A 22,044-nucleotide genomic window follows, 5' to 3' on the forward strand; every position below is an offset into this window, starting at 1 on the left:
GATGGCGCTGGCGCATCGCGGCGCCTTGCCGGGATAATCCGGGCAATCCCGCGCAGTGAAGAATCCCGCCCATGTTGCAGACCGTCGAAAGCGAAACCCGCGGCAAGCCCGCCTGGGCCATCATCTGGCTGCATGGCCTGGGCGCCGACGGCAATGATTTCGCGCCGATCGTGCCGGAACTCGTGCGTCCGGAATGGCCGGCGATCCGCTTCGTGTTTCCGCACGCGAAAGTGCGGCCGGTGACGATCAACGGCGGCGTGCCGATGCGCGCCTGGTACGACATCGTCAGCCAGGCGATCGACCAGCGTGCCGACGAAGCCGGCGTGCGCGAGTCCATCGCCGAGATCGATGCGCTGATCGGGCGCGAGCGTGATCGTGGCGTGCCCGCGTCGCGCGTGATCCTGATCGGCTTTTCCCAAGGCGGCGCGATCGCCTTGGCCAACGGACTGCGTCGCGAAGCCGGCGTCGCCGGCATTGCTGCGCTGTCGACGTATCTGCCGCTGGCGCCGCAGATGGCCAGCGAAATCACCGACGCCGGCAAGCGCACGCCGGTGTTCATGGCGCACGGCGCGCAGGATCCGGTCGTGCCGCAGACGCTGGGCCAACGCAGCCGCGAGGTCATGCAGGGCCTGGGTGTCGGCGTGGAATGGCACAGCTATCCGATGCCGCACAGCGTCTGCGCCGAGGAAGTGCGCGATCTTGGCGACTGGCTGACGGCGCGCTTCCAGGCCGGCTGAAGCGACTTTTCGGCGACAAGCGCACCGTTATCGGCCATCACCGCGATGCCGTTGGTGACGCCTGACCGTCGCGACGGCTACCATGGCCGCGACCTCGGGGTGGGCCAGTCATGAAACTGCTGATCGTGGATGACGAAGCGTTGGCGCGTGAGCGCCTCGCCGCGATGATCGCGGAGCTGCCCGACTGCGAAGTGGTCGGCGAAGCCGCGAATGGTCGTGAGGCAGTCGAGAAAGCCGCGGCGCTGGCGGTCGATGCCCTGCTGCTCGATATCGCGATGCCGGTGATGGATGGCCTCGAGGCTGCGCGCCATCTGGCACGACTGGAGCCGGCGCCGGCGGTAATCTTCTGCACCGCTTACGACGAACACGCACTGGCGGCGTTCGAAGCCGCCGCCGTCGATTATCTGGTCAAGCCCGTGCGTCGCGAACGCCTGCTCGAAGCGCTGGAGCGCGCGCGCCGACATCGCGCCGCGCAACCCTCGGCACGCGCGGTGATGCCGGCCACGCGCCAACGCAGCCATCTGTCGGCGCGTCTGCGCGGCAGCCTGCGCCTGATCCCGATCGAGGATGTGCATTATCTGCAGGCCGAAGAAAAATACGTCGTCGTGCATCACGCGCGCGGCGAAGACCTGATCGAGGAATCGCTGAAATCGCTGGAATCGGAATTCGCCGATCGCTTCGTGCGCATCCATCGCAATTGCCTGGTCGGCGTCGACGAATTCCTCGAACTGCGCCGCCTGCCTGATGGCCAGGTGCACGCGATCCTGCGCCACGGCGGCGCGGCGCTGGAAGTCAGCCGTCGCTGCGTGCCCGGTTTGCGCGAGCGATTGAAACACCTGTGACCTTTTCTTCGTAGGAGCGATGGCAATCGCGACCTCGCTTAGCACTGCATTTTCGTCGCGATTGCTATCGCTCCTACGCCGCTCCTACAAACACCACCACCGCAGCATTCAGCGATAATCCCGCCATGACCAGACTTCGCCTTGCTACCCGCCAAAGCGCACTCGCGCTCTGGCAGACCGAACATGTCGCCGCACGACTGCGCATCGCGCATCCCGGGCTCGAGGTCGAGCTGGTGCCGATGACCACGCGTGGCGACCGCATCCTCGATCGACCGCTCGCTGATATTGGCGGCAAGGGTCTGTTCCTCAAGGAGCTCGAGGTCGCGATGCTTGAAGATCGCGCCGACGCCGCCGTGCATTCGTTCAAGGATGTGCCGATGGAACTCGACGGCCCGTTCGAGATCGGCGCGATTCTGGAGCGTGCCGATCCTTTCGATGCCTTCGTATCGGTGCGTTACACCGACATCGACGACCTGCCGCGCGGCAGCCGCGTCGGCACCTCGTCGCTGCGTCGGCAGGCGCAGTTGCGCGCACGCCGGCCGGATCTGCAGATCGTCGACCTGCGCGGCAACGTCAACACGCGCCTGGCCAAACTCGAGGCGCGCGAATACGACGCGATCATCCTCGCCTGCGCCGGCCTGGAGCGCCTCGGCCTGTCGCGCTATATCCGTCATCGCCTGGAAGCGCCGGGCTGGTTGCCGGCGGCGGCGCAGGGCGCGATCGCGGTGGAATGTCGCGAGGGCGATTCGCCGACGCTCGCGCTGCTGTCGGCGCTCGATCATTCGCGCACCCGCACCTGCGTTGAAGCCGAGCGCGCGATGACACGTCGCCTGCACGGCAGCTGCCATGTTCCGATCGCCGCCTACGCCTCGCTCGATGGCGGCATCCTCTCGCTCGAAGGTCTGGTCGGCGATGCCGGCAACGGCCGCTGCGTGCGTGCGCAAGCCGTGGGCAAGGCCAACGACCCTGAAGGCCTGGGCCGTCTGGTCGCTGCCGAGTTGTTGGTGCAAGGCGCCGACGAAATGCTGGGCCTGGCGAAATAGAATTTGCTGCGTTGTAGGAGCGATGGCAATCGCGACAGGAATGCCGCGGCAATTGCTGTCGCGATTGCCATCGCTCCTACGAAAAGCAATCAGTCACACCGCATCCTGGTAATACACCATCACCACATGCCGGGCCTGGGCGAAAAAAAGCCAGCGTTCGACGAAGGTGCCGAGCAGTGCCGACAGCGCGGCGATGCCGAACAACAGTCGGGTGTCTGTGATCGGGAAAAAAAACAGCGGGAGCGCGCACAGCATCGGCACGATCGCGAACAGGACAACCGCGATCAGGCGCAGCTTCGCCGCATGCTTGCGCGCGAGCACGAAGCCCATTTCGGTGGTGAGGTAGTTTGCTTCGGTGTGCGGGCGCTCGAACACGGTCGCGACGCGATCCGCCGGCAGTCCCAATGCCGACGCGCGCGACGCCGGTAGCTCGGCGCGATCGATGTCGCGCCAGTAGCGGCGCTTCAGACGCCAGGCGAGCATCGACGTCAACAGGACGGCGAGACCGGCGATGTCATTGCCAAATAGAAATTCGCCGGCGAAGACACCGAGAAAGATCAGGCCGCCGGTGTGCAATGCGAACACGAGATACACCGTCGGCACCAGGCGGTGCGACCAGGCTGGAATCGTGCGCAGGCTGGCGTAGATCATCGCCGTGCAGAGCACCGTTGCCAGCGAGCCGATAGCCAGCAGGATCGCCATCAGCCGCGCGGATGTTCCGTCGATAGGCAGGAAGCCGGCGGCGATTCCCAGGCAGAAAGCAAACGGGATGAACGTGGCGATCGCCAGCACGCCCTCGCGCGACAGCCAGGACGTGCGCCATTGGCTGAAAGCGCGCCATGCGCGCAGCGGCTTGCCCAGATGCAGCACCGAGCTGCCCAATCCGATACTGACGAAAGCAGCGCCAAGCGCAAGCACGACAAGATAGGCGGCTGAGGACGACAGTTTTGGATGGTCGCCACCGGTGAAGAAGATCATTGCCCAGAACCACGCGCCATATCCCGCGCCCGACAGCGCGGTGAAAAAAATCACGGAAAAAGCCGGATGCATGTCAGCGACTCAGAGCGCGGTCTAGCCAGCGCAGCAGGGAAGGAAGTTGTTCTTGCTCGAGTTTTTCTTCGCGCGCAACGGTCGGCGATGCGACTGGTTGCATCGCCACAGCGCCTGCGCGCCGCGGTCGCGGCGGCAGATAGCGGTTGACCGGCGCATAACCGAGTTCCGGCATCAGCGCGACACCGCTGCGTTCGGCGACAAGTTTCGATACAGCGGAATTCTCATCGCCGAGATCGCCGAAATGCCGCGCCCGCGTCGGGCATGCCTGCACGCAGGCCGGTTGCCGCGATGGTTCCGGAATGTGTTCGTTGTAGATGCGATCCACGCACAGCGTGCATTTCTTCATCACGCCTTCGACCGCCGAATATTCGCGCGCGCCGTAGGGGCAGGCCCAACTGCACAGCTTGCAGCCGATGCATTTGTCCTCATCGACCAGCACGATGCCGTCTTCGGCGCGCTTGTAGCTGGCGCCGGTCGGGCAGACCGTCACGCAGGCCGGCGTTTCGCAATGCAGGCAGGAGCGCGGGAAATGCAGGGTCATCGCCGGCTGCGCGAGCATCGCCAGCAGATCCGATTCTTCTGAAGAACAAGCAGAGGCCGATGCGGCCTGCGCGCCTGGCGCTGGCAGTGCCTCGATCTCGTAACTGTGCACGCGATTGAACCAGACGCCGCTCGGATCCTTGCCGTAAGGGCGCTCGTCGGTGAGTGGACCGGCGATGCCGCCGGCATTCCATTCCTTGCAGGCGACCGCGCAGGCATGGCAGCCGACGCAGGTGTCGAGGTCGATCACCAGACCGAGTTTTTTCTTCGAAGGCAGCGGCAGACCGGTCATGATTTTTTGCGAAATAGTGCGCCGAAGCGCAGCGGGCGATTGTCGGCGGCAGCCCCGGCGAGCGGCGGAAACTGCGGCGTGCTTTCTTCCTGTGCATCGGCTTTGGCGATGCGCACGCGCAGATCGAACCAAGCGGCCTGGCCGGTGACCGGATCGGCATTGGCGTAGTCGCCGCGCGGTGTGATGTCGGAAATCAGGTGGTTGAGCAGAAAACCCTGCCGCGATTCCGGCGCGTCCTTGGCCAGCTTCCAGGCGCCGCGACGCTTGCCGATCGCATTCCAGGTCCAGACGGTGTCGGGCTGCATGTTGCTCGCCGTTTTCGTCTGCACGGTGATTCTTCCGTGGTGCGAATCCACGTGGACCCAATCGCCGTCGGCGACGCCGTATTTTTTCGCCGTGTCGGGATGCAGATAAAGATAATTGCGCGCGGTGATCTGGCGCAGCCAGGCGTTCTGCGATCCCCAGGCGTGATACATGAAAGGCGGGCGCTGGCTGATCGCGGACAGCGGAAAATCGCTGGCCGAGGTCTGCGCGCCTTCGAACGGCTCGTACCAGATCGGCAACGGATCGAAATACGTGGCGATGCGTTCGCGCTGTGCTGGTGGCGGCAACACCGCGCCGTGGCCTTGGCCGGCGAGACGGAATTTCTGCAGCGTTTCCGAATACAGCTGCAGCACCACCGCCTCGGGTTTGGCGATGAAACCCATGCGCGCCGACCATTCCAGATAGTCGCGATTGGCCATTTTGTAGTAGCGCGCCGACGCCGGAATTTCCTCGCGCCAGAAGCCACCATTGGCGATGTATTTGTCGAGTTGCGCGGGATTCGGCGAGCCCTTGCCCGATTGCGATCCATCCTCGCCGCGCCAACCGGCGAGCAGGCCGACACCAGGCGCGCGTTCGTGGTTGACGATGTAGTCGGCGTAGTCGCGATATCGCGGCGAGCCATCGGCGGTGATCAGCGCGGGAAGTTTCAGGCGCGCGCCGAGGTCGAGCAGAACGCTCTGGAAACCGCGCACGTCGCGGCCTTCGCCAGCAATATCGGAGGCCAGCAGCGGATGCCGGATCGCGTCACCGGCGCTGTCGGCATCGGAGATCGGCCGGTCCAGCAACGAGATGCAGTCGTGGCGTTCCAGATACGTGGTATCGGGCAGCACGAGGTCGGCGTACGCGGTCATCTCGCTGGCATAGGCGTCCGAGTAGATGATCTTCGGAATGCGGTACTCGCCGTTTTCATTCTTGTCGGTGAGCCAGCGCAGGGTCTCGGTGGTGTTCATCGCCGAGTTCCAGCTCATGTTCGCCATGAACATGAAAAGCAGGTCGATCGTTTGCGGATCGCCGGCCCAGGCATTGCGGATCACCGTGTGCAACATGCCGTGCACGGCCAGCGGATACGACCAGGAATACGCGTGATCGAGGCGGCGTGGCTGTCCATCTGCATCGACCAGCAGATCTTCCGGGCCGTGGATGAAACCCAACGGCGGCGCGTCGAGCTTGCCGTCGGCACCGCGATTTCTTCCGGGGCGGTTTGCCGGCGGGATCGGGCGCGGAAACGGCGGCTGGTAGCGGAACGAACCGGGCGCGTCGACAGCGCCCAGCAACATCTGCAGCAGATGCAGCGCGCGACAGGTATGGAAGCCGTTGCTGTGTGCGGAAATGCCGCGCATCGCGTGCATCGCGACCGGGCGACCCGGCATCGATTCGTGCCGACGGCCATGCGTGTCGGTCCAGGCGATCGGCAGCGAGAACTTGCTGTCGAACGCGGCCGCCGCGAGTTCGGTGGCGATGCGACGAATCGTGTCGGCGGGGATGCCGCAGCGTTCGCTCACGGCATCGGGTGCGTACTGCGGATCGAGGTAGCGTTCGGCGACGAGATGGAAGGACGGTACCGCGCGACGACCATCGGGCAGCGTGACTTCACCGACGATGGCCGGTGCGATGTCGATGGCATCGGCGCGCGCGAATCGCGTTGCCTCGGCATTTTCCTCATCCGCCCTGCGGGCACCTTCTCCCCCGGGGAGAAGGGATACGGCGCATAACGCGTTTCCCTCGGCATCGCGCGCAAACAAACCGTCGTCGCCGCCACCGGGATTTCGGATCACCAGCCAGTGCGCATTTGTGTAGCGCACCAGGTAGTCGAGATCGACGCGATCGGCCTTGAGCAGTTCGTGGATCAACGCGAATGCGAACAGGCCGTCGGTGCCGGGGCGGATGCCGATCCATTCGTCGGCGACCGCGCCGTAACCGGTGCGCACGGGATTGATTGCGACGATCTTGGCGCCGCGCGCTTTCAATTGGCCGAGGCCGAGCTTGATCGGATTGGAATCGTGGTCTTCGGCGACGCCCCAGAGCATCAGATAGCGCGTGTGTTCCCAGTCGGGCTCGCCGAATTCCCAGAAACTGCCGCCGAGCGTGTACAGGCCGCCGGCCGCCATGTTCACCGAACAGAAGCCGCCGTGCGCGGCGTAATTGATGGTGCCGTATTGCTGTGCCCACCAGCCGGTGAGCGCCTGCGATTGGTCGCGACCGGTGAAGAAGGCGAGGCGGTCGGGATCGCGCGCGCGCGTTTCGCCCAGCCATTGCGTCGCCAGCGTCAGCGCTTCTTCCCATTCGATTTCGCGGAATTCGTTGCTGCCGCGCTCGCCGGTGCGCAGCATCGGTTTGCGCAATCGCGCCGGCGAGTAGTGCTGCATGATGCCGGCCGAACCTTTCGCGCAGAGCACGCCGCGGTTGACAGGATGCGCCGGATTGCCCTCGATGTAGCGGACCTTGCCGTCCTTGAGATGGACGTTGATGCCGCAGCGGCACGCGCACATGTAGCACGTCGTCTGCTTGACGGCGTCGCCGACCGGCTGCTGCAGGTTGAGCTCAGGTTCGCGCATCGGGGCTGTGCGCTTGCGACTGCGCTTCGTCAGCGAGATGCGCGCCCACGTCTGCTATGCGGTCAACCGGCATCACGACTTCGGCGCAACGATCTTGATCGACGGGTCGTTGAAATGGTCGTATTTGATCGTCGTGCTGGAGGGCTTTCCCATCAGCGTGCGCGCGGTCTGCAATTGCACCGGCAGGCCATTGCCCGAGCCGATCCAGATGGTGCTGGTGCTCGGATGCGGCTGGCCGACGGTGTAACGGTATTTGTGCGCCGGCAGGCCGCCGATCAGATCCATGCCCAGGTCTTCGACCACCAGGGTTTTTTCGATTTCGGCGAGCATCGAGGCATTGCGGTACTGCGCGATGGTTTCCTTGCCCATCGGCACCTTCACGGTTTTTCCGCCCATGTCGAAGTACATCGTGCCGTTGACGATCACACCCGGTGGCCGCCCGGCGGAGGTGACGCGGTAGCTGTCCGGCGCCTGGAATTCGATGGCGCTGGTATTCGGTCGGCCGCCAAACGTGCTGGTGACCGCACCGCGGAACGAGGTCAGTGCGAGGAACTTGGTGAACGCGGCGTGCAGGTCTTCCTTCGGTCCGGCATGGGCGGGCGCGACGACGGCGAAGACGAGGGCGAAAGCGAGGGCGGGACGGAACATGGAAATCTCCGGGGTTGGAGCCGCGACGGGGGCGGTGCCATTCTAGGCGGAATCCTCCTCGAGCTCGACGCCCCCCAATGGACCGCTACGAACGCATCCTCGCCCTGCACCGGACCTTCAAGTCCGCGCGTTATCCGGTCTCCAACCAGCGGCTGATGGACGAACTCGGTTGTTCGCGGGCGACGCTTTATCGCGACATCGCCTTCCTGCGCGATGCTCTCGGCGCACCGGTGGAGAGCGATGCCAGCGGCGACGGCGGCTTCCGCTACGACGAAAGCGAAGCCGAGCGTTTCGAACTGCCCGGCCTGTGGCTCAACTCCGACGAGTTGCATGCCCTGCTGGCGACCCATCAATTGCTCGATCGCACCGGCAACGGCGTGCTCGCTTCGGCGCTGGCGCCGTTGAAAGCGCGCATCGAATCGTTGTTGTCGGAGCAGGCCGGCGGCCGTCGCTGGCCGGTCGAGCGCGTGCGCGTGTTGGGCAGCGGCGTGCGTCGTCGCGACGAGATCGCTTTTCGCGTGGTCGCCGGCGCGGTCCTCGAGCGCAAGCGCCTGGGCTTCGATTACCTCGCGCGTTCGACCAACGAGCGTACGCACCGCAGCGTGTCGCCGCAGCGGCTGACGCATTACAAGGACAACTGGTACCTCGACGCCTACGACCACGAGCGCGAAGGTCTGCGCAGCTTTTCCGTCGATCGCATCCAGCATGCGCGTGTCGTCGACGAAGCCGCGCTCGATCTGCCCGATGCCGAGCTCGACCAGCATCTCGCCGCCAGCTACGGCATTTTTTCCGGCGCGCCCAAAGGCATCGCGACGATCCTGTTTTCCGCCAAGGCCGCGCGCTGGGTCGCCGACGAGCACTGGCATTCCAAGCAGGAAGGCCGCTTCCTCGCCGATGGCCGCTACCAGTTGAAGATCCCCTACAGCAACGCTAAAGAGCTGCTGATGGACGTGCTGCGCTATGGCGCCGATGCGGAAATCACCGAGCCGGAAAGCCTGCGTCAGCAGGCGCGCACGCTGCTGCAACTGGCGGTATCGGCCTACGAGAAAAACGCGTGAGTGCATTTTCCGGGCAGAGCGTCGCCCTCGTTCTTGGCGCGGGCGGCGCGCGCGGCCTGGCGCATATCGGCGTGATCGAGGTATTGCAGGCGCGCGGTTTCGAGATCAATGCGGTGGTTGGTTGCTCGATGGGATCGCTGGTCGGCGGAATCTTCGCCGCCGGCAAACTGCAGCAATACCGCGACTGGACCTGCAAGCTCGATCGCAGCGATGTGCTGCGTCTGCTCGATTTCAATTTCGGCCTGCCCGGGCTGATCCGCGGCGACCGCGTGATCGGCGTGCTGCGCGATCTGGTTGGCGAGCATCGCATCGAGGATCTGGCGATTCCGTTCACCGCCGTCGCCACCGATCTCGATAGCCAGCGCGAAGTCTGGTTGAGTCGCGGTAGCTTGTTCGATGCGATCCGCGCCTCGATCGCCATCCCGATGCTGTTCACGCCGCATCGCGTCGATGGCCGCGATCTGGTCGACGGTGGTCTGTTGGCGCCACTGCCGATCGCACCGACGCGCTCGGCGCATGTCGATCGGGTGATCGCCGTCGACGTCAACGGCCCGATCGCCTGGCATCTGCCCGGCGATCCGCCCAGCGACGAAACTCTGGCCGCGGCCTATGGCGTCGATGTCGATCTCGTGCACGAAGACGAGGAGGTGGCCGCCGAGGACGAGGAGGGCGCCAGCCTGCGTGCGCGCATGACGGCGCTCTGGAACAGCTGGCGCGAACACGACGAACCGGTGCGCGACAACGGCCACAAGCGCAGCATGCTCGACTTGATGGCGCGCTCGCTCGACACCATGCACGCGCACATGACGCGCATGCACCTGGCGCAGGATCCGCCCGACTTGCTGATCCAGATCCCGAGCAACACCTGCGCGATCTACGAATACTGGCGCGCCCGCGAAATGATCGAACTCGGCCGCCGCGCGGCGGAAAAAGCCTTGGCCGAACTCGCGGAATAGTCCTGTGGCCACGATTGCTGCCGGGCGAGGCGAGGCCAAAATACGGGAAGCGATGGACGAAGCCCCGATCGACGCCGCCGGCGCGCGCCGTCTCGATCCGTGAGAAAGCGCGGTTGCAAGGTGGCTGCACGCCCGCCATCGCGACGGGCAGCTTCCGGAGATCCGTCATGCCTCGTCTCGTTGCTGCTGTCTCTTCCGCGCCATCGGTGTCGCCCGTGCTCGCCCGTTCGCTCTGGCAATGGCTGACGCTGGGCCTGCTGGTCACGCTTTTCCTGCCGGCGGCACGTGGCGTCTCCGATGCGGCGGGCCCCTGGTCGTTCTGGCTATTGCTGGCGCCGCTGATATCGCTGGCAATGCTGTATCGCCACGTCATCGCATCGGCCTGGCGCGGTCGAGCGCACGAACGAGCCGCCGCGCGCACGCGCAGCCCGCGCCAGAGCGGCAAGCAGGCGCGGCGACTGCTGCGTGTGCGTAGCAAGCGACAACAGCCGCAGCGCGCGGCGTGATCGCAGCACTGCGAACGGCATGACTTTCGGCCTACGCGCTCCGGAGGCGCGCTGCATGCTAATTTGCGGCCTCGACCACGAGGCCTCGACGACGGGGTCTCTTCACTTCGGAGACATCCCATGCGCCCATCCGCGATTGCCTGGTTGGCCAGTGCCTTGTTTGCCGCCCATGCCGGAGCCCAGACCATGGCCAAGGACGACCCCAACCTCTGGCTCGAAGATGTCAACGGCGACAAGGCCCTGGACTGGGTCCGCGCCCAGAACGCCGATTCGCAGAAGGCGCTGACCAGCGATCCATCGTTCGGTGTGCTGCGCGACGACCTGCGCGCGATCCTCGATTCCAACGCGCGCATTCCTGCCGTGACCAAGGAAGGCGAGTACTACTACAACTTCTGGCGCGACAAGCAGAATCCCGCCGGCCTGTGGCGGCGCACCACGCTGGCCGAATACCGCAAGGCCGAGCCGGCCTGGGAAGTGCTGGTCGATCTCGATGCGCTCAACAAGGCCGAGCACGAGAACTGGGTCTGGCACAGCGCCGACTGCCTCAAGCCGGCGTATACGCATTGCTTGATCGCGTTGTCGCGCGGCGGTGCCGATGCCGATGTCACCCGCGAATTCGATCTCGCCAGCAAGACCTGGCGCCAGGATGGTTTCTTCCGTCCCGAAGCCAAGGGCAGCCTGAATTGGAAGGACGAGAACACCGTCTACGTCGCCACCGATTTCGGCGCCGGTTCGATGACGCCCTCGGGTTACGCACGTATCGTCAAGCAATGGCAGCGCGGCACGCCGATGTCGGCGGCGACGCTGGTGTACGAAGCGCAGGCGACCGACATGGCGGCGGGTGCGAGCCGCGATCACACGCCCGGTTTCGAGCGTGACTTCGTCCAGCGTTCGCTGGCGTTCTACAACGACGAGCTCTTCCTGATCGGCAAGGACGGCAAGCTGGTCAAGATCGACGTACCGAACTCCGCACAGAAGGACGTGCATCGGCAATACCTGATGTTGGAGCTGCGCGATCCGTGGACGGTCGGCGGCAAGACTTATGCCGCCGGTGCATTGATCGCCGCCGATTTCGACAAGTTCATGGCCGGTGGCCGCGACTTCACCGTGCTGTTCGAGCCGACCGATCACGCGGCGCTGTCCGGTTACACCTGGACGAAGAATCACCTGCTGCTCAACGTGCTCGAAGACGTCAAGAATCGCATCAGCGTGCTGACGCCGGGCGCGGATGGCAGCTGGAAGCGCGAACCGTTGGCCGGTGCGCCGGGCTTCGGCACGATCAGTGTTGCCGCGGTCGACGACGAAGCCTCCGACGATTACTTCATGACCGTCACCGACTACCTCACGCCGACGTCCCTGCTGCTCGGCACGGTCGGCAGCAAGCCGGAAACGCTCAAGCAGCTGCCGGCGTTCTTCGACACCAAAGGCCTGGAAATCAGCCAGCATTTCGCTACCAGCAAGGACGGCACAAAAGTCCCGTATTTCATGGTCGCGAAGAAGGGCGTTGCCGCGAACGGCAAGAACCCGACGCTGCTCTACGGCTACGGTGGTTTCGAGATTTCGCTGACGCCCGGCTATTCGGCCAGCGTCGGTCGCGCCTGGCTCACGCAGGGCGGCGTGTACGTGGTCGCCAACATCCGCGGCGGCGGCGAATACGGCCCGCGCTGGCACAAGGCGGCGATGCGCGAAAACCGCAACAAGGCCTACGAGGATTTCGCGGCGGTCGCCGAAGACCTGATCGCGCGCAAGATCACCACGCCGGCGCACTTGGGCATTCAGGGCGGCAGCAATGGCGGCATGTTGATGGGCAACATGACGGTGATGTATCCGCAGCTGTTCGGCGCGGTGGTCTGCCAGGTGCCGCTGCTCGACATGAAACGCTACAGCCACCTGCTTGCGGGTGCGTCATGGATGGCCGAATACGGCGATCCGGATACCGCCGACTGGGATTTCCTGCAGAAATATTCGCCGTATCAGAATGTGCGCAAGGACGTGACATATCCGCCAGTGCTTTTCACCACTTCGACCCGCGACGACCGCGTGCATCCCGGCCACGCGCGCAAGATGATGGCGCGCATGAAGGAGCAGGGCCACGACGTGCTGTACTACGAAAACATCGAGGGCGGCCACGGTGGCGCGGCGAACAACGAGCAGGCCGCGTTCATGCAGGCGCTGGCCTACACCTTCCTCAAGAAAAAATTGTTCTGATCTGCAGGAGCGGTCATGACCGCATTGCGTTTCGTGGGAGCGGATCTGGTCGCGACAGGTCCGACGTGCAATTTGGAGCAATCGCGGTCATGACCGCTCCTACGGGGCGGGTCATGACTTTCCTGTCGCTGAAATCCATTTTATTTGCGGTTTGCCTTGCCGCTCTTCCTCCGAGTTCCCAAGCCGCCGACATGCCCACGCCTCCGATCGCCGCAAAGAAACCGCATGCCGTCGTCGCTGCCGCCGGCACGCGCCAGGACGAGTACTACTGGCTGCGCGACGACAGCCGCAAGAATTCCGCGATGCTCGCCTATCTCAAGGCCGAGAACGCCTACGCCGACGCCTTGCTGGCGCCAACGAAACCGTTGCAGGCCAAGCTTTATGCCGAGATTACTGGCCGCATCAAGCAGGACGATGCGTCGGTGCCGTATCGCGAACGCGGTTACTGGTATTACCGCCGCTACGAAACCGGCAAGGACTATCCGATCGACGCGCGTCGCGCCGGCACGATGGATGCGCCCGAGGAAACCCTGTTCGACCAGAACGCGATGGCCGCGGGCAAGGGCTTTTTCCAGATCGGTGATTCGGTGGTCAGCCAGGACAACAAATTCATCGCCTGGGCTGAAGACGACGTCGGCCGCCGCCAGTACGTGTTGCGCATCAAGGACATCGCCAGCGGCAAGGTTCTCGATGACGTCGTGCACAACGTCGAGGCCAATCTGGTCTGGGCCGACGATAACCGCACGATTTTCTATGTCGAAAAAGATCCGGTCACGCTGCTGAGCACGCGGGTGAAAACGCATGTGCTGGGCACGCCGGCGGCGCAGGACAAGCTGGTATACGAAGAGAAGGACGACAGTTTCTACGTCGGCATCTCGCGCACGCGCTCGGACAAGTACATCTGCATCAGCCTCGAGGCCACCGTCAGCAGCGAGAGCCGCTGCACATCGGCGGCGGCGCCGGGCGAATTCGCGGTGATCGCGCCGCGTCAGCGCGATTTCGAATACGAGGCAGACCATCTCGGCGGTCGCTGGGTGATCCGCACCAACTGGGACGCGCCGAACTTCAAGCTGATGACATTGGCCGACGATCAGCCGCTGGGCGACCGCGCACGCTGGATCGATCTGGTTCCGCACAAGACCGATGTCTTCATCGAGCAATTCGACCTGTTCAATGACTTCATCGCGATCGAAGAGCGCTCCGGTGGCTTGTTGCATCTGCGCACGCTGGACAAGGACGGCATGAGCGAATTTGTCGCTTCCGACGAGCCGGCGTACACGATGGGGCTGGACGTGAACGCCGAGGCGGACACCGATTGGCTGCGCTACAGCTACACCTCGCTGACCACGCCGAATACGACTTACGAACGCAACATCAAGACTGGCGAACGCCGCCTGCTCAAGCGCGATCCGGTGCTCGGCGGCTACGATCCGGACAATTACGTGACCGAGCGACTGTGGGCGACCGCGCGCGACGGCGCCAGGATTCCCGTATCGGTCGTGTACAAAAAAGGCTTCCGGAAGGACGGTAGCGCGGCGCTGCTGCAGTACGCTTACGGCAGTTACGGCATTTCCAGCGATCCGTATTTTTCCGCGTCGGTGGTCAGCCTGCTTGATCGCGGCGTGGTCTATGCGATCGCGCACATCCGCGGTGGCGAAGAAATGGGCCGCGCCTGGTACGACGACGGCAAATTGCTGAAAAAGAAAAACACCTTCACCGACTTCATCGATGTCACGGGCTTCCTGGTCGCCCAGGGTTACGCCGCGAAGGATCGCGTCGCCGCGCAGGGCGGCAGCGCCGGCGGCTTGCTGATGGGGGCGATCGCCAACATGGCCCCCGACGACTATCGCGTGCTGATTGCGCAGGTGCCGTTCGTCGATGTCGTCACCACCATGCTCGACGATTCCATTCCGCTGACCACCAACGAATTCGACGAGTGGGGCGATCCGAAGCAGAAGCAGTACTACGACTACATGCTGTCGTATTCGCCGTACGACAACGTGGAAAAGAAGGCGTATCCGGCGATCTTCGTCGGCACCGGACTGTGGGATTCGCAGGTGCAGTATTACGAGCCCGGAAAATGGGTCGCGCGTCTGCGCGAGCGCAAGACCGACGAGCATCCGCTGGTGTTTCGCATCAACATGGAAGCTGGCCACGGCGGAAAATCCGGCCGTTTCCAGCGCTACCACGAGATCGCCGAGTACTACGCGTTCATGCTGCAGCAGTTGGGAGTGCAGGAGTGATGGCCGCAGCCCCCCCGCCACTGCCGCAAGGATCATCGCCGTCGGCAGACAATTGGCTGATGCGCAACTGGAAATGGCTGGTTCCGTCGCTGGTGTTCGTGTTCATTCTGGTGGTCGGCGCGTTCGTGGCCGGCATTTTTTCGATCATCCATTCGGTGATGCATTCCAACGGGGCGTATCTGTCCGCCATCGCCAGCGCCCGCGCAAATCCGCAGGTGCAGGCGCAGTTGGGTGCGCCGATTGCCGAAGGCTGGCTGACCAGCGGAAATATTCGCGAAGACGGGGCCGGCGGATACGCCGAGCTTGCGATCCCGATCGAAGGCCCGAAAGCGAAAGCGACGATCTATCTCAAGGCGGAAAAGTCCGCGGGCGACTGGAAATTCAGCGAGCTGGAAGTGCGGATCGGCGATGCGGCCAAGCCGATCGACCTGCTCGCCGCCAGCCCCGAATCCGCGCAGGATGATCCCGCGCCCTGGCTGCAGGAGTTCACGCGCGGCCTGCCCATCGATGCGGCGAAATTCGTCTCGCGGATGGGCGCGTGCCAGCACTACGGCGGCGAGCCCCTGTACGACAAGGCGCGTGCGGCCGAAGTCGAGCGCGCGATGGCGCGGCTCGAGTGCGCGACGCTCGATGCTGACGAAGCGCGGATTCGTGCGCGTTTCGCCGACAATCCTGCGGTGCTGGCGGCGATCGATCGCGCCAAGCGCGGTTGAGGTTCCGAGGCCGGCGCGATGGCTTCGCGCTCCGCCCAGGCAGGTTTCCCCGCGCGTTTCCGGCGCTATACTCCGGCAATGAAAAATCATCGAATCGCTGCCCTGGTCATCGCCTTGTCGATGTTTGTCCTGCTCGCCGCCTGCGGCAACAAGGGTGAGCTGGTGAAGCCCGACAAGCCGGCCGATGCTCCGGCCGCCAAGTCCTGATCGCATGGGACTGCGCTTTACCAAGATGCACGGGGCCGGCAACGACTTCGTCGTCCTCGATCTCCGTCATGGCGACCCCGCACCGAGCGCGGCCCTGGCCGCGGCACTCGGCGACCGCCACACCGGCGTCGGCTTCGATCAGTTGCTGACCATCGAAGCCCCCGAACACCGCGACGCCATCGCGCGTTACCGCATCTGGAATCGCGATGGCAGCCTCGCCGAGCAATGCGGCAATGGCGCGCGCTGCGTCGCGGCCTGGCTGGTGCGCGACGGTAGCGCCAACACCGCGAGTTTCACGCTGGAAAGTCCGGCCGGGCGCATCCAGGTCGAACACATCGGCGACGGGCGCTTCTCGCTGGACCTGGGCAAACCCGATTTCGAACCGACGCGCATTCCCTTGCTGACGGCGGCGCTGATGGCGACGGCGCAGCAGCGCTATACCGCGACGATTGCCGGTCACGCCGTGCATTTCGGCGCGGTATCGATGGGCAATCCGCATGCATTGATCGTCGTCGACGACATCGCGCGCGCGCCGGTCGCCGAACTCGGCGCGGCGCTGCAGGCATCGGGCCTGTTTCCGGAAGGCGTCAACGTCGGTTTCGCGCAGGTCGTTTCGCGCGACGACATCAAGCTGCGTGTCTATGAGCGCGGCGCCGGCGAGACCCTGGCCTGCGGCAGCGGCGCCTGTGCGGCGGTGGCGATCCTGGTGCGCCAGGATCGCGTCGACCGGCTCGTGCGCGTGCATCTGCCCGGCGGCGCACTCGACATCGCCTGGCCGCAGGACGATGCCTCGGTACGCATGGCCGGGCCGACGGCATTCGTTTTCGAAGGGGAGTGGTTGGCATGATCGAGGAAAAAAGCGAGCGCCTCGGCGCGCACGACGTCGCCGTCTGGCTGCGTCGGCATCCGAAATTCCTGGCGCAGTTTCCCGATCTCGCGTTGTCGCTGGTGGTGCCGCGCGAAGACGGTCCGGCGGCGTCGCTGGCCAGCTATCAGCTGGAAGTGCTGCGCGACAAGAATCGCGAACTCAATCGCCGGCTCAACGAATTGTTCGCCAACGCCCAGGACAACGAGCGTCTGGTTGTGCGCACACATCAGCTCAGCCAGGCGCTGCTGCGCGCCGACGATGCCGCCGGCACGGTGCGCGCGATGGTGGCGAGCCTGTCCGAGGACTTCCAGGGCGATTCGGTACGCATGATCCTGTTCGCGCCGATCGCTGGCTTGACCGCCGACTGGCTGCAGGTGATCGCGGAAAACGACGCAAGGCTCGCGCCGTTCCGCGACTGTCTGACGAGCAACGAGCCGATCTGTGGTCGTCTCAATCCCGACAAGATGACGGTGCTGTTCGGCGACGAGCAGGAAGCGAGCCAGTCCGTGGCGTTGATGCCGGTGGCCGGCGTTGGCGTGATCGCGGTTGGCAGCCGCGACGGAAACCGCTTCTTTCCGGGCATGGGCACCTTGTTCCTGCGCCTGATGGGCGAGAACTTCGCCGCAGCACTGGCGCGCAACGCGCGCGCATGACGCCGCGATGTCGGTGCTGACCGCGAGCATCGAGGCCTTCCTCGGCTATCTCGCGGTCGAGCGCCGGATGTCCGTACACACGATCAGCAACTACCGGCGCGACCTGCTCGCGCTCGCGGAGTGGATGGAAGCTTCTGGCATCGCGAGCTTTCGTGCATTGCAGGGCGAGCAGTTGCGCAGCTTCATCGCCAGCGAGCATCGCCGCGGCCTGTCCGGTGTGAGTCTGCAGCGGCGCCTGTCGGCGCTGCGCAGTTTCTTCCAGCATCTGCTCAAGCACGGCGAACTCGCCGGCAATCCCGCGCAAGGCCTGCGCGCACCGAAAGCACCGCGGAAATTGCCGCAGGTGCTCGATGCCGACGAGGCCGCGCAACTGGTCGAGGTACCCACTGACGGTGCGCTGGGGCGGCGCGACCGCGCGATGCTCGAGCTGTTCTATTCCTCAGGACTGCGTCTTTCGGAATTGTGTGGACTGCGCTGGCGCGAACTCGATCTCGCCGATGGCCTGGTACGCGTCAACGGCAAGGGTGGTCGCATGCGCGTGGTTCCCGTCGGCAGTCATGCATTGAGTGCATTGAACGAATGGCGCGAGGAATCCGCGCCGGCGCTCGATGCGCCGGTGTTTCCCGGCCGCGGTGGCGGGCCGATCACGCCGCGCGCGATACAGTTGCGCGTGCGCCATCTCGCGCAGCAGCAGGGGATATGGAAACGCATCTACCCGCATCTGCTGCGGCACAGTTTCGCCAGCCATGTGCTCGAATCCTCGGGCGACCTGCGCGGCGTGCAGGAATTGCTCGGCCATGCCGACATCGCCACGACGCAGATCTACACGCACCTGGATTTCCAGCACCTCGCCAAGGTCTACGACGCCGCGCATCCGCGCGCGAAGCGCCGGCCATGACCACTGCCACAATGCGATGATTCGCGCATGACCACGCCCAAGCCCACCGACATCACCCTGCATCGCGCCTCGCATGTACTCGAGGTCGCGTTCGACAACGGCGAGCGTTATCGCCTGCCCTGCGAATACCTGCGCGTGGAATCGCCGTCGGCGGAAGTACAGGGACATGGCCCGGGGCAGCGCGTACTGGTGCCAGGCAAGCGGCACGTGAACATCCGGGCGATCGATCCGGTCGGCAATTACGCGGTGCTGCTGCATTTCGACGACGGCCACGCCAGCGGCATCTTCAGCTGGACCACGCTGCGCGAGCTGGGCCAGGAATACGAGCAGCGCTGGCCCGCGTATCTGGCCGAGCTCGAGGCGCGTAGCCTGAGCCGCGAGCCGTAGGAGCGGGCACGACCGAAGTCGCGGCAAGGGGGATTCATCGCGGTCATGCCCGCTCCCACGAACGGGCCCCGGCCGTGGAATAATGCCGGCATGGACGAAAAAACCACCCATTTCGGTTTCCGCGACGTGCCGGTCGAGCAGAAGAAAAAGCTCGTCGGCGAGGTCTTCTCTTCGGTTGCGGCCAAGTACGACCTGATGAACGACCTGATGTCGCTGGGTGTGCACCGGGTCTGGAAGCGCTACTTCGTCGGCACCTCGGGCGTGAAACGCGGCGACCGCGTGCTCGATCTCGCCGGCGGCACCGGCGATATCGCTGCGCTGCTGCACGAACGCGTCGGCGATGCCGGCGAGGTGGTCATCGGCGACATCAACGCCGCCATGCTTGGCGTCGGTCGCGATCGCCTCACCGATCGCGGACTGGTGCGCGGCCTGCGTTACGTGCAACTCAATGCCGAAGCGCTGCCGTTTCCCGACGCGAGTTTCGATCTGGTCACGATCGCGTTTGGTCTGCGCAACGTCACCGACAAGCAGGCCGGACTCAACGAGATGCGTCGCATCCTCAAGCCCGGCGGTCGCGCGCTGGTGCTGGAGTTCTCGCAGGTGAAGCCGGAGTGGTTCCGGCCGATCTACGATTTCCATTCCTTCAAGGTGCTGCCGAAACTCGGCAAGCTGTTCGCCAACGATGCCGACAGCTATCAATACCTCGCCGAATCGATCCGCAAGCATCCGCCGCAGGAAGAATTGCAGGCGATGATGGCCAAGGCTGGCTTCGCCCGCTGCACGCACCGCAACCTCAGCGGCGGCATCGTCGCGATCCATTCGGGTTACAGCGTCTGATCACCGGCATCTCATGATTGCGATGGTGGTCTCGTAGGAGCGGCGTGAGCCGCGACCAGGGCTGGCGAGATAGGCATTACGGCAGGACTGCCGATGTTGTCGTAACCGCTACTCGCCGAATTGTCGCGACGACCGGCTTCGCCGTTGAAAACGCCATCGCTTCTACGTTGTCAGGTCAAATCACCGCTCCCACGCGTACGCGAATTTCATGAACAGGGTGCGTTCGCGTTGGAACAGCGGCGTGGTCTCGTCGCCCTGGTAGCCATCGGCATAGCCGGCGAAAAACGCCGTGCCCGGATTGATCTTGTAGCTGTAGATCAGCTGGCTGCTGATCGAGCGATCGCGCTCCGGCACCGGGAACGAGGACAGGCGCGGGTCGAAAGTGATGTCGTTGCGCACCAGCGCCAGGCGCAGGCGCTGGCGCAGGCTGAATTGCCAGGACAGGCGCAGGTCGGTGAGGTTGGCGACGTAGACATTGCCGCCATCGCGACTCAGGCGCTCGTAGTTGTGATCGACCGTCAGGCTCAACGATCGTCCGAGGTTGAGCGTGATGGTTGGTTCCATCGAGGTGACTTTGCCGAGCCGGGTGTTGGCCAGATCGGTCATGTCGCCATGGCGCACGAACAAGGTCAGGCCGACGCCACGCACCGGCTTGAATTCGCCATAGATGCGGTTGATTTTTTCCGGGAAACGCTGGCCGCGCCATTGCCGGTCGCGTTCGACGTGACCGAGCTCAATGTAGCTTTGCAGCGGGCCGTTGGCGCCGAGGAAGATCTCGCGCTTGAGCTGCATCAGGGTGCCGTCGCTGGTGCGATCGTCGTTCCAGCGCGCGCTGAGGCGGATCTGGTTGAAGAACTTGTCCTTGTCGCCGTACCAGGCGCGATTGAGCCCGAAGTAGTTCTGTTGGTAGCCGACCTGGCCGATGAAGCCGAGATCGGCGCGGAAACCGTCGTCGAACTTGTTGCGGAAGAAGAAGCCAGACCAGTTGCGCGAATCGTAGTCGTATTCGACGTAGTAGGCGTCGCCGTCGATGCTGGCCTTGCCCGGATCGTGCGTGCTCGAGCTCATGAACTGGCCGATCACGGTGTGGTGCCCTTGCTGCCAGCGGCCGTCCACGGCCTGCAGGCTGTTGTGGTAATCGTCGCCGCGGCGCTCGGTGGCGAGCACGCCGACGCTGGCGGTATTGGTCAGGTCGTAGCGATAGCGCAGCGCGGCGTCGTTGGAGGCGGTGTCGTAGCGCGCGAGTCGTGAGCCGAACACGCCCGGCAGCAGCAGGTCGGTGACGGTGTCGCGCGCGACGAACACGCCATAGGTCTGCTGACCGTTGCGGCCGGTGGCGCGCAGGCCGACATCGGGGTCGTTGACGTTGCGCGTGTAGACCAGCTGGTTTGGCGTGCTGAAGTAGTCGGCGCCTTCAAGGAAAAACGGGCGCTTTTCCGGGAAGAACAGCGCGAAGGTGTTGTTGACGGAAAGTTGCGAGCTGTCGCTCTCGACCTGCGAGAAATCCGGGTTGATGGTCGCGTTGAGGGTGAAGTTGGTGCTCGGCGCCCACTTCACGTCGACGCCCGGCTCGACCTTGAAGCCGTCGCTGGTGAACGGCGTCGCCGGCGCGTTGCGCTCCTGCGAATAGTGCATCGTCACGGTCGATGCGATCTCGAGGTTGCGGCCCGGATCGATGCCGGCGAAGCCGCGCAGCTTGCCGATGCCGCACAGATAGCAGGGCTTGTTGCGGTCCTGGATGTTGTTGGACAGACGGTAGCGGTTTTCGCGCGGACGGAAGCGCACGAAATCGGCGCCCCATTGCTGCGCATCCTTGCTGCTCTTGAAGCGCAGCGTGGAAAACGGCACCGCGATCTCGACGATGTAACCCTTGGCGTTGATCTCGCCGGCGGACTGCCACAGGCCGTCCCAGGAGTCGTCCTCGTTGTGGTTGGCTTCTTCGTAGACCAGATCCATCTGCGCGCCGAGCGGGTTCACATACAGCTCGTAACTGCGGCGCTGGTCGTCGAAGGTGTCGAGGTTCATGCCGACGAAGTCGTCGTTGTAGGCACTGTCGCGATCGCGCAGGTAGGCGCGGATCTGCTTCGGATCGGGATCCTCGGCGACGAACGCGACCAGCAGCTCGCTGCCGTTCTCGCCGATGTAGACGGTGGTCTTGGTGCTGGCGGGAGTGTTCTCGCCCGGCTTTGTTTCGTAAGTCAGCTCGAAATGCGCGGCCTGCTGCCAGAACGGCTCGTCCATGCGGCCATCGATCTTCGGCTTGCCGTCCAGGTGCGGAACATCGACCGGGTCGGCGGCGCGGGCCACGCCGGCCTGGGCAAGCAACAGGACGAGCAGGGGAAATGAGAGCAGGCGCATGACGATTTGGATTCCCCGGGAGATGCCGGAAGGCTAGGGCCTGAACGACACCCCGTCCCATGGCATTAGTCATTTAAACCTTTTGCTCCGACCGGGCTAAACTCGCCTCCTCTTCCGC

Annotated in this window: 20 protein-coding genes; 15 read left to right on the forward strand and 5 right to left on the reverse strand. The window is 64.5% G+C overall.

Annotation, left to right across the window (positions count from 1 at the left end):
• Positions 1-71 precede the first annotated feature (71 nt).
• The 3 genes from VKM35_RS12505 to hemC all read left to right on the forward strand — a co-directional run bounded on the left by VKM35_RS12505 (position 72) and on the right by hemC (position 2,622).
• The gene (locus VKM35_RS12505) at positions 72-737 is read left to right on the forward strand and encodes an alpha/beta hydrolase (protein ID WP_324321357.1); all 666 of its coding nucleotides are present in this window, start codon (positions 72-74) and stop codon (positions 735-737) included.
• Positions 738-847: 110 nt separating this feature from the next.
• Positions 848-1,579, forward strand: coding sequence for a LytTR family DNA-binding domain-containing protein (locus VKM35_RS12510; RefSeq protein WP_324321360.1), 732 nt, complete (start codon positions 848-850; stop codon positions 1,577-1,579).
• Between the two features lie 125 nt (positions 1,580-1,704).
• Positions 1,705-2,622 (forward strand): hydroxymethylbilane synthase, encoded by a 918-nt coding sequence (gene hemC / locus VKM35_RS12515; RefSeq protein ID WP_324321361.1) that lies wholly within the window; start codon positions 1,705-1,707, stop codon positions 2,620-2,622.
• 93 nt (positions 2,623-2,715) lie between these two features.
• On the opposite strand, the gene VKM35_RS12520 is transcribed toward hemC, so the two are convergent.
• The 4 genes from VKM35_RS12520 to VKM35_RS12535 form a co-directional block, all read right to left on the reverse strand.
• Positions 2,716-3,654, reverse strand: coding sequence for a dimethyl sulfoxide reductase anchor subunit family protein (locus tag VKM35_RS12520; protein WP_324321363.1), 939 nt, complete (start codon positions 3,652-3,654; stop codon positions 2,716-2,718).
• 19 nt (positions 3,655-3,673) lie between these two features.
• Positions 3,674-4,507, reverse strand: coding sequence for a 4Fe-4S dicluster domain-containing protein (locus tag VKM35_RS12525; RefSeq protein ID WP_324321364.1), 834 nt, complete (start codon positions 4,505-4,507; stop codon positions 3,674-3,676).
• Complete coding sequence (locus VKM35_RS12530) at positions 4,504-7,386, reverse strand: molybdopterin oxidoreductase family protein (protein WP_324321365.1); 2,883 nt, start codon at positions 7,384-7,386, stop codon at positions 4,504-4,506. The genes VKM35_RS12525 and VKM35_RS12530 overlap by 4 nt, the downstream gene beginning before the upstream one ends.
• A gap of 72 nt (positions 7,387-7,458) precedes the next feature.
• Positions 7,459-8,034, reverse strand: coding sequence for a hypothetical protein (locus VKM35_RS12535; protein WP_324321366.1), 576 nt, complete (start codon positions 8,032-8,034; stop codon positions 7,459-7,461).
• A gap of 77 nt (positions 8,035-8,111) precedes the next feature.
• Between VKM35_RS12535 and VKM35_RS12540 the strand changes: the two genes are divergently transcribed.
• The 12 genes from VKM35_RS12540 (at position 8,112) to ubiE (ending at position 19,568) form a co-directional block, all read left to right on the forward strand.
• On the forward strand, positions 8,112-9,092 hold the full coding sequence (locus VKM35_RS12540) for a YafY family protein (protein ID WP_324321367.1): 981 nt from the start codon (positions 8,112-8,114) through the stop codon (positions 9,090-9,092).
• Positions 9,089-10,048, forward strand: coding sequence for a patatin-like phospholipase family protein (locus VKM35_RS12545; RefSeq protein ID WP_324321368.1), 960 nt, complete (start codon positions 9,089-9,091; stop codon positions 10,046-10,048). Before VKM35_RS12540 ends, VKM35_RS12545 begins: the two co-directional genes overlap by 4 nt.
• Before the next feature lie 167 nt (positions 10,049-10,215).
• The gene (locus VKM35_RS12550; protein WP_324321369.1) at positions 10,216-10,554 is read left to right on the forward strand and encodes a hypothetical protein; all 339 of its coding nucleotides are present in this window, start codon (positions 10,216-10,218) and stop codon (positions 10,552-10,554) included.
• 120 nt (positions 10,555-10,674) lie between these two features.
• Positions 10,675-12,762, forward strand: coding sequence for a prolyl oligopeptidase family serine peptidase (locus VKM35_RS12555; RefSeq protein WP_324321370.1), 2,088 nt, complete (start codon positions 10,675-10,677; stop codon positions 12,760-12,762).
• 191 nt (positions 12,763-12,953) lie between these two features.
• On the forward strand, positions 12,954-15,005 hold the full coding sequence (locus VKM35_RS12560; protein ID WP_324321371.1) for a S9 family peptidase: 2,052 nt from the start codon (positions 12,954-12,956) through the stop codon (positions 15,003-15,005).
• 59 nt (positions 15,006-15,064) lie between these two features.
• Complete coding sequence (locus tag VKM35_RS12565; RefSeq protein ID WP_324321372.1) at positions 15,065-15,718, forward strand: cytochrome c oxidase assembly factor Coa1 family protein; 654 nt, start codon at positions 15,065-15,067, stop codon at positions 15,716-15,718.
• A 78-nt stretch (positions 15,719-15,796) separates the two neighbouring features.
• Positions 15,797-15,925 carry an LPS translocon maturation chaperone LptM gene (gene lptM, locus VKM35_RS12570; RefSeq protein WP_324321373.1) on the forward strand — a complete coding sequence of 43 codons (129 nt, stop codon included), beginning with the start codon at positions 15,797-15,799 and terminating at the stop codon, positions 15,923-15,925.
• A 4-nt stretch (positions 15,926-15,929) separates the two neighbouring features.
• A complete protein-coding gene (dapF, locus tag VKM35_RS12575; RefSeq protein WP_324321374.1) occupies positions 15,930-16,772 on the forward strand; it encodes a diaminopimelate epimerase in 843 nt (280 codons plus the stop codon).
• On the forward strand, positions 16,772-17,446 hold the full coding sequence (locus VKM35_RS12580; RefSeq protein ID WP_324321430.1) for a DUF484 family protein: 675 nt from the start codon (positions 16,772-16,774) through the stop codon (positions 17,444-17,446). Before dapF ends, VKM35_RS12580 begins: the two co-directional genes overlap by 1 nt.
• A gap of 7 nt (positions 17,447-17,453) precedes the next feature.
• On the forward strand, positions 17,454-18,344 hold the full coding sequence (xerC, locus tag VKM35_RS12585; RefSeq protein WP_324321375.1) for a tyrosine recombinase XerC: 891 nt from the start codon (positions 17,454-17,456) through the stop codon (positions 18,342-18,344).
• A 27-nt stretch (positions 18,345-18,371) separates the two neighbouring features.
• Positions 18,372-18,731 carry a DUF971 domain-containing protein gene (locus VKM35_RS12590; RefSeq protein ID WP_324321376.1) on the forward strand — a complete coding sequence of 120 codons (360 nt, stop codon included), beginning with the start codon at positions 18,372-18,374 and terminating at the stop codon, positions 18,729-18,731.
• A 90-nt stretch (positions 18,732-18,821) separates the two neighbouring features.
• Entirely contained in the window at positions 18,822-19,568 is a 747-nt protein-coding gene (gene ubiE / locus VKM35_RS12595; RefSeq protein WP_324321377.1) for a bifunctional demethylmenaquinone methyltransferase/2-methoxy-6-polyprenyl-1,4-benzoquinol methylase UbiE, read from the forward strand.
• Between the two features lie 180 nt (positions 19,569-19,748).
• Here the strand turns inward: ubiE and VKM35_RS12600 are convergent, their stop codons facing one another.
• A complete protein-coding gene (locus tag VKM35_RS12600; RefSeq protein WP_324321379.1) occupies positions 19,749-21,926 on the reverse strand; it encodes a DUF5916 domain-containing protein in 2,178 nt (725 codons plus the stop codon).
• Positions 21,927-22,044 lie beyond the last annotated feature (118 nt).

Origin of the sequence: Arenimonas sp. (genome assembly GCF_035312645.1) — a bacterium.
GTDB lineage: Bacteria > Pseudomonadota > Gammaproteobacteria > Xanthomonadales > Xanthomonadaceae > Arenimonas.